Source organism: Hansschlegelia beijingensis (assembly GCF_045505405.1).
Classification (GTDB): Bacteria; Pseudomonadota; Alphaproteobacteria; order Rhizobiales; family Methylopilaceae; genus Methylopila; species Methylopila beijingensis_A.
On sequence record NZ_JBJKEX010000136.1, the window covers coordinates 1 to 7436 of the forward strand.

The following is a 7436-nucleotide window of genomic DNA, read 5'->3' on the forward strand; positions in this document are numbered from 1 at the left end:
CATGCGTTTGCTCGAACAGCTCGTGCAGAGCTTTCGAACTCGGTCCGAACGGCGACGGGATCAACAGGCCGAAAAAGCTCATCGCCTCCAGCGAGAGCCCCGCGCTCTCGGCCGCGCGCTCCAGGATCGACCGGGTGCCGGAGCCCGGCTCGCGCAGCGTCCAGCGGCTGTCGGCGAGATTGCGCCCCTCGATGGTCCGGCCGTCGGCCCAGGGATGGCCCGGCGCGACCACCAGCACGAGCTCGTCCTCCGCCACCGGAGCGACGCTGAGCGTCGGGTCCTCGACATCCCCTTCGACGATGCCGAGATCGGCGGTCCCCTCGCGGACCAGCTTGGCGACCGACTCGGTGTTGCCGATGGTCAGCTCGACGGACACCCCCGGAAACTGCTCCTGGTAGCGGTGGATCAGCGGCGGCAGCCAGTAGCTCGCGACCGTCTGGCTGGCGCCGAGCGCGAGCCGGCCCTTCTTCAGCCCGGCGAGATCAGCCAGCACCGTCTCGGCGGCCGCGGCGCGGGCCAGCACGGCGCGCGCCTCGTCCAGAAACAGCCGGCCCGCCTCGGTCAGCACGATCCTCCGGCCGACGCGGTCGAACAGCTTCGTGGCGTAACGCGCCTCGAGCGTCGCGACCGCGGCGCTGGTGGCGGACTGCGTGAGATGCAGGTCGCCGGCGGCGCGGGTGACGTGCTCGCGCTCGGCGACGGCCACGAAAATCCGGAGCTGTTCGAGGGTCATCGGCCTTCTGTCATGCGGCGAGCTTCACGAGGACGAGGCTGAAGCCCGCGATGAATAGGAAGGACGCGAGGCCGAGAAGCAAGGGCCGCAGACCCATCGCCCTGAGCTTCCGCAAATCGGCCGAAAGCCCCATCGCGGCGAGCGCCACCGAGAGCAGAAAGCCGGTCGCGGTCGCAACCGCAGCCTTGGCTTCGGCCGGTATGACGAAGACGCTGTTAAGCGCCGCGAGCGCCAGGAAGCCGAGCACGAACCACGGCATCGGCGCGTCGCCGCCGCCTTCGCCACGCCGCGCGGCGAAGAAGCCCAGCGCGAGCACCATCGGCGCGAGCAGGATGACCCGCGAGAGCTTGGCGATGGTCCCGAATTCGCCGGACTCCTGGCCGTTCTGGAACGCGGCGGCCACGACCTGCGCGATCTCGTGGATCGAGGCGCCCGACCACAGGCCGTAGGCCTGCGGGTCGAGATGCAGCAGGCCCGGCAGCCACGGATAGAGGAACATGGCGATCGAGCCGAACACCGTGACGCAGGCCACCGCATAGGCGACGTCCTCGTCCGAGCCGCGCGTCACGGTGTTGGCGGCGATCACCGCGGAAGCGCCGCAGATCGACGTGCCGGCCGCGATCAGCTGCGCGAGCCGCGCCTCGACGCCCAGCAGCCGGCCGAGCCAGATCGTGAAGACGAAGGTCGCGACGAGCGTCGCGGCGATCACCGCAAGGCCGCTGACGCCGACCTCGGCGACCTGGCCGAAGGTCAGCTGCAGGCCGAGCAGAATGATGGCGAGCCGCAGGATCCGCCGCAGCGAGAACGCCACCCCGGGACCGGCGAGCGCCGGCATGCCGAAGAGGTTGCGCGCCGCCATGCCGATCACGATCGCCAGGATCATCGGGCTGAGGGCCGTCAGCCCCGTCGTCCAGCGCGTCGCATAGGCGAGCCCCGCGACCCCGAACGCCAGCGCCACCCCCGGCAGCAGCCGCCCGCCGGCCTGGGCGGCCGTCATCCAGACCGAAGCCGGCTGCGGCAGCTCGGCCGCGTGAGAGTTCATCATCATTCGTCGTTCTCCTCGCCGGGAGAAATGACGCATTGCGGTAGTTCATAAAAACGAATTGTCTGCCTCAGAACGTTCGTAAAAATCGAACGATAATGAGCCGGCGCGTCGGCGGCGGCCGTCACGGTTTCGGCCGCGTTCCGGAAGCAGCCGCCCGAACCTCCGCGTCATGCCCGCGCCTTCGCGCGGGTATCCACGACTTCTCTTGCTGACGTTGCGCGGAAAGAAGTCGTGGATGCCCGCAAGCGGGCATGACGGCGAGGCGGGGCCTGCGGGTTCGTCATACGCCCGAGGACGACGGGCTGCGCCCCACGCCCAAGACCCCACCCCGACCCCTCGCTAGCGCGAGGGGCCACCCTCCCCACGGCTTCGCCGCGAGGAGGGAGAGAGGCGTCACGCGTGGGCGAAGGGCGGCGTCGGACGCCCGAGCCGTCCCGGCTGGGCGAAGGGCGCTCTTTCCCTCCCTCACAGAGGGGAGGGTGGACGGGCGAAGCCCGGCCGGGTGGGGTGTCTTCAGACGGAACCGCCCGAACCTCCGCGTCATGCCCGCGCCCTCGCGCGGGTATCCACGACTTGGTCTCAAGCGCGACGGGGAAGGAAGTCGTGGATGCCCGCAAGCGGGCATGACGGCGAGGTGGGTCCGCGGGCCCATCGTAGGCCGACGACGACGGGTGCGGCCTTCGCCCAAGACCCCACCCGACCCCTCGCTGCCGCGAGGGGCCACCCTCCCCACGGCTTCGCCGCGAGGAGGGACAAGAGCGTCGCCGGCGCGCGGACAAACGGCGTCGCACCCCAAAGCGCAGCGGGCCGAGGAGCGGTCGGGAACTTAAAGAAGAGGGAAAGTGGAGGCTTCTGTTGCCAGGCGCCTCCGGGCCCCGCCCGACAGCTGCTAGACCGTCAGGACTTTAGGTTTGGTCTTTCAAACCGCTCACGCGGCCTGAGCAACCGGAGCATAGTTGTCGTTGGCAACTATAGAAAGGCCCGATAACGGCGGTACCATGCCGGGCAAAAGCCCGCCCTTTACGCCCCCGTCGATCCTGTTTCGCCCCCGCCGAAATCCGCGATCTTGCGCGGACTTTGGTGGAGGCGCCGGGTACTGCCCCCGGGTCCGAAGGGTTTATTGCGGCGAACGTTTATCACCATAGCCGGATGCCTCCGGCGGGATTGAATATAGGGGACGCAGCGGCGCGGCGAAAGGGGTGATCGCCCGCCCGGGCGCGATGTCGCGCGTCAGTACCGGCGGAACGACGGCTTGATCTCGACGATGTCGGCGAACCTGACGGTCTCGACCAGCGCGCCGCCCTCGTCGCAGATCTCGATCCGGTCGCCGTCGAGCGGGCGGCCTTCCTCGATCTGTTCGGCCAGGATGTCGCGCGCGCCCACGATGGCCGCCGCCACCGCCTGGGCGAGCCCCTCGAACTCGGCCCCTTCGGCGTCTTCGGTGAAGCCGTCACGGTCGCGGATGTGCAAAAAATATCGCGGCATCGGGTCTCGGGCGCTCGGGTGACGCTTGCTTCCCGCCTGCAACGGGGACGGGAGGGCAACCGTTCCACCGGAGTCGCGCCATAGGCCCGTGCGGCGCCACAGGGCCGCGCGGGGCGGCCCGGAAGCCTCACATGGCGAGGGCGAGGCGCCCGGCTTTGGGGCGTCGGGCGCGGGGCATGGTCGAGGGTTCGGCGCCGCGGCGAAGCCCCTCGATGACGCCCGCCAGGAAGCGCCGGCACCGCGCATTGACCGGGTTCGCGAGCTTCACGGGAAACGTCGGGTCATAGGCCTCGAGCGTCTTCAGGAGCGCCTCGAGCCGAAACAGCAGCTGGGCCCGCTCATGGGGCGGCGCGCGGAGCAGCTCCCGCGAGAGCTCGCCCGCGAACTGCCGGGCGTGGGAGCCGATCTCGTCGTCCTGCGCCAGGGCGCAGGACAGAAAGCGGGCGCGGGCCCTGCTTTCGACGCCTTCGATGTTCATGGCGGCCGTGCCTCGTCATGCCTGTCCGAGCCCCGAGCGGACCATGGCGGCGATGACGGCCTGATGACGTGCGTCAGGACTCCCGGCCGGCGAACTGCGCTTCGTGAAGGCTGCGATAGAGCCCGGCCCGCGCGAGCAGATCCTGGTGCCGCCCCTGTTCGACGCGGCCGCCGGCGTCCACCACCACGATGCGGTCGGCGTCGCGGACGGTGGCGAGCCGATGCGCGATGACCAGCGTGGTGCGCCCGCGGGCGAGCTCGCTGAGCGCCTGCTGGATCAGCCGCTCGGTCTCGGTGTCGAGCGCGGAGGTCGCCTCGTCGAGGATCAGGATGGGTGGGTTCTTCAGGAACATGCGGGCGATCGCGACGCGCTGCTTCTGCCCGCCGGAGAGCTTCACGCCGCGTTCGCCGATGACGGTGTCGAGCCCGTCCGGAAGCGAGGCCACGAGGCTTTCGAGCCGCGCGCGCCTGGCGGCGTCCATGATCTCGGCGTCGGAGGCGCCGAGGCGGCCATAGGCGATGTTCTCGCGGATCGTTCCGGCGAACAGGAACACGTCCTGCTGCACGACGCCGATCTGCCTGCGCAGCGAGGCGAGCGTCATGTCGCGGATGTCGATCCCGTCGATGGTGATCCGGCCCGAGGTCACCTCGTAGAAGCGCGGCAGCAGCGAGCAGAGCGTGGTCTTGCCCGCGCCGGAGGGTCCGACGAACGCCACCGTCTCGCCGGCCCCGATGGCGAGGTCGAGGTCGCGCAGCACTTCGCGCCCGCCCGAATAGCTGAAGCTCACCGCCTCGTAGCGGATGTCGCCGCGCAGCGACTTGACCTCGATCGCGCCCGGCCGGTCGACGATGTCCGGCTCGGTCTCCAGGAACTCGAGGTAGCGGCGGAAGCCCGCGACGCCCTTCGGATAGGTCTCGATGACCGCGTTGATCTTCTCGATCGGCCGGAAGAACACCGTCACCAGCAGCAGGAAGCCCACGAAGCCGCCCTGGCTCAGCTCGCCGGTGATCACGAAATAGCTGCCGGCGATCATCACCACGAGCTGGGTGAGCCGCATGCTCAGATAGCTGAGCGAAGTGCTCGCGGCCATGATCCGGTAGGCGTGCAGCTTGGTCGCGCGGTAGCGGACGTTGTCCTGGGCGAACAGGCGGCGCTCGTGGTCCTCATTGGCGAAGGCCTGCACCACCCGGATGCCGCCGACATTCTCCTCGATGCGGGCGTTGAAGGCGCCGACGCGGCCGTAGAGCTCGTGCCAGTTGCGCGTCATCCGCCCGCCATAGCGGCTCGTCACCCAGGCCGTGAGCGGCAGCGCCGCGGCGGTGATCAGCGCGAGCTTCACGTCGACCGAGAACATCAGCACGAAGGCGCCGATCACCGTCATCACGGCGATGAACAGGTCCTCGGGGCCGTGATGCGCGACCTCTCCGATCTCCTCCAGGTCCTTGGTCAGGCGGCCGATCAGGTGGCCGGTCTTCTGGTTGTCGAAGAAGCCGAAGGACAGCTTCTGGAGATGGTCGAACGCCTTGCGGCGCATCTCGGTCTCGATGTTGATGCCGAGCATGTGGCCCCAATAGGTGACCACGGCCATCAGACCGGTGTTCAGCAGGTAGATCGCCAGCAGGCCGAGCACAGCGAGCACGACCAGGCCCCAATGCTGGCTCGGCAGCAGGTCGTCGACGAACATCTTGACCGCCAGCGGGAAGCCGAGCTCGAGCAGCCCCGACACGACCGCGCTGGAGAAGTCGAGGATGAAAAGCCGTCTGTGGGGTCTGTAGTAGCCGAAGAAGCGCCTCAGCGTCGGCTGCGCTCCGGGCGATCGCTGCGTGTCCATGGGGCGAGGCGATAACGGCCTGTGAGCCGCGCGTCCACCATGCTCGCGCGCCGTGCGGCGGGAGCCGCCAGGCCGCCTGCGCCTTCATGGCCGCGTTCGAGGGGCAAACGTTCCCGAAACGCCTTCCTCAGGCGGCGGAATCCGCCGCCTCGCTGGGCCAAGGACAGCGCGCGCCGTGGCATTGTGCATACCCAATGCGGCGAATTGTGCTGTCTTTCGAAACGCAGTAGGGAGGGAAAATTCTCGTGTGCATCCGGAAGAGAACATGGCTCGCAACATTCTAGTTCTTGGGGCGTCTTACGGCTCGTTGCTGGCGACGAAGCTGTTGATGGCGGGCCACAACGCTACGCTGGTGTGCCGGCAGAAGACTGCTGATCTGATCAATGGCGAAGGCACTGAGGTCCGCATCAAGCTGCGCGACGAGCCGACGCACCGGGCGATCTTCTCGCGCGACCAGCCGGGCAAGCTCGACGCCACGCCCCCGCAGGACGTCGACGTCTCGAAATACGACCTGGTCGTGCTGGCGATGCAGGAGCCGCAATACGCCAACCACACGATCCGCGTGCTGATGATCAAGATCGCGGAGGCCGGGCTGCCCTGCCTCTCGCTCATGAACATGCCGCCGCTGCCCTACCTGAAGCGGATCCCGGCGCTCGCCGGCATGGACCTCGAAGAGGCCTACACCAACGCCTCGGTGTGGGAGCGCTTCGAGCCGGGCCTGATGTCGCTCTGCTCGCCGGACCCGCAGGCGTTCCGCCCGCCGGAGGAAGGGGCGAACGTCCTGCATGTCGGCCTGCCGACCAACTTCAAGGCCGCGACCTTCGAGGACGAGGCGCACAACCAGCTGCTGCGCGAGCTCGAGGCCGACATCGACGCCGTCCGGATCGACGGACACGAAGTGCCGGTGAAGCTGAAGGTGTTCGATTCGCTGTTCGTGCCGCTCGCCAAATGGTCGATGCTGCTCACCGGCAATTATCGCTGCATCACCACCGGCGAGCCGCAGTCGATCCGCGACGCCGTGCATGGCGACCTCGAACTCTCGCGGTCGATCTATGAGCATGTCGACGCCGTCGCCCGTCGGCTCGGCGCCGACCCGAGCGACCAGGTGCCGTTCGAGAAGTACGCCAAGGCGGCCGAAAGCCTGCTCAAGCCGTCCTCGGCCGCCCGCGCGGTGGCGAGCGGCGCGCCGTTCATCGAGCGCGTCGACCTGCTGGTGAAGCTGATCGCGGATCAGCTCGGCATGCCGAACGCCGAGATCGACCGCACCGTGAAGACGGTCGACGCCCGGCTGGGCGAGAGCATCGTTCCGGGCTGAGCTCCAGGGACGCGAGGCGGGAGCGCTCCGGAGGGAACGCTTCCGCCTCGCCCTTCTGCGACATCGACGCGTCCGCGCAACAAGGCGGGCGCGACTTGGTGGTCGGTGAGCCATCGCCATCGCGGCGGACAGGGTCCATATCAGGCGTCACGTCGGGATTCGAGGTGACGAGATGGCCGCTGCGAGCGCGCTGAAGCTCCGCATCGAAGGCATGGACTGCGGGTCCTGCGCCCAGAAGATCGAGACCGCGATGCGCCGCTTGCCCGGCGTCGCCGAGGTCGAGGTGAGCGTCTCCGCGGCCTCGATGTCGATCACCGTCGACGAGGACCGCACCAGCCGCGCCGCCATCCGGGCCAAGATCGACGCGCTCGGGTTCAAGGCCCACGATCCCGCCGCGGCCGGGGCTGATCCGTCCCACGATCACGACCACCAGGAAGGGCCCTGGCACGCCTCCTCGAAGGGGCGGCTGGTGCTCGCGACAGGGGCTCTGCTCGCCGCGGCGTGGGCCGTCTCGCTGGCGGAGCCCGGCTGGGCGGCTTGGCCCTATGT

7 protein-coding genes and 1 other RNA gene are annotated in these 7436 nt (G+C 68.9%); 2 read left to right on the forward strand and 6 right to left on the reverse strand.

What is annotated here, in order from left to right:
* The 6 genes from ACIKT0_RS10080 to ACIKT0_RS10105 form a co-directional block, all read right to left on the reverse strand.
* On the reverse strand, positions 1 to 733 hold a 733-nt coding region (locus ACIKT0_RS10080; RefSeq protein WP_407105223.1), incomplete at its 3' end, for a LysR family transcriptional regulator.
* Positions 734 to 743: 10 nt separating this feature from the next.
* Positions 744 to 1781, reverse strand: a complete 1038-nt coding sequence (locus ACIKT0_RS10085) for a YeiH family protein (RefSeq protein WP_407105224.1) — start codon at positions 1779 to 1781, stop codon at positions 744 to 746.
* 838 nt (positions 1782 to 2619) lie between these two features.
* Positions 2620 to 2978, reverse strand: a transfer-messenger RNA (tmRNA) gene (gene ssrA / locus ACIKT0_RS10090).
* Positions 2979 to 3008: 30 nt separating this feature from the next.
* The gene (locus ACIKT0_RS10095) at positions 3009 to 3263 is read right to left on the reverse strand and encodes a DUF6894 family protein (RefSeq protein ID WP_183393635.1); all 255 of its coding nucleotides are present in this window, start codon (positions 3261 to 3263) and stop codon (positions 3009 to 3011) included.
* A gap of 127 nt (positions 3264 to 3390) precedes the next feature.
* Positions 3391 to 3741 carry a hypothetical protein gene (locus ACIKT0_RS10100; protein ID WP_407105225.1) on the reverse strand — a complete coding sequence of 117 codons (351 nt, stop codon included), beginning with the start codon at positions 3739 to 3741 and terminating at the stop codon, positions 3391 to 3393.
* Between the two features lie 73 nt (positions 3742 to 3814).
* Positions 3815 to 5572, reverse strand: a complete 1758-nt coding sequence (locus tag ACIKT0_RS10105) for an ABC transporter ATP-binding protein (RefSeq protein ID WP_407105226.1) — start codon at positions 5570 to 5572, stop codon at positions 3815 to 3817.
* Between the two features lie 265 nt (positions 5573 to 5837).
* On the opposite strand from ACIKT0_RS10105, the gene ACIKT0_RS10110 reads away from it, so the two are divergent.
* The gene (locus ACIKT0_RS10110; protein ID WP_407105227.1) at positions 5838 to 6887 is read left to right on the forward strand and encodes a ketopantoate reductase family protein; all 1050 of its coding nucleotides are present in this window, start codon (positions 5838 to 5840) and stop codon (positions 6885 to 6887) included.
* A 172-nt stretch (positions 6888 to 7059) separates the two neighbouring features.
* Positions 7060 to 7436: heavy-metal-associated domain-containing protein (locus tag ACIKT0_RS10115; RefSeq protein ID WP_407105229.1), on the forward strand; the 377-nt coding region annotated here is incomplete at its 3' end.

Excerpts from the sequence above, each read along its gene's own strand:
- ACIKT0_RS10085 (WP_407105224.1), bottom strand. The coding sequence starts at position 1,781 with ATGATGATGAACTCTCACGCGGCCGAGCTGCCGCAGCCGGCTTCGGTC.
- ACIKT0_RS10095 (WP_183393635.1), bottom strand. The coding sequence starts at position 3,263 with ATGCCGCGATATTTTTTGCACATCCGCGACCGTGACGGCTTCACCGAA.
- ACIKT0_RS10100 (WP_407105225.1), bottom strand. The coding sequence starts at position 3,741 with ATGAACATCGAAGGCGTCGAAAGCAGGGCCCGCGCCCGCTTTCTGTCC.
- ACIKT0_RS10105 (WP_407105226.1), bottom strand. The coding sequence starts at position 5,572 with ATGGACACGCAGCGATCGCCCGGAGCGCAGCCGACGCTGAGGCGCTTC.
- ACIKT0_RS10110 (WP_407105227.1), top strand. The coding sequence starts at position 5,838 with ATGGCTCGCAACATTCTAGTTCTTGGGGCGTCTTACGGCTCGTTGCTG.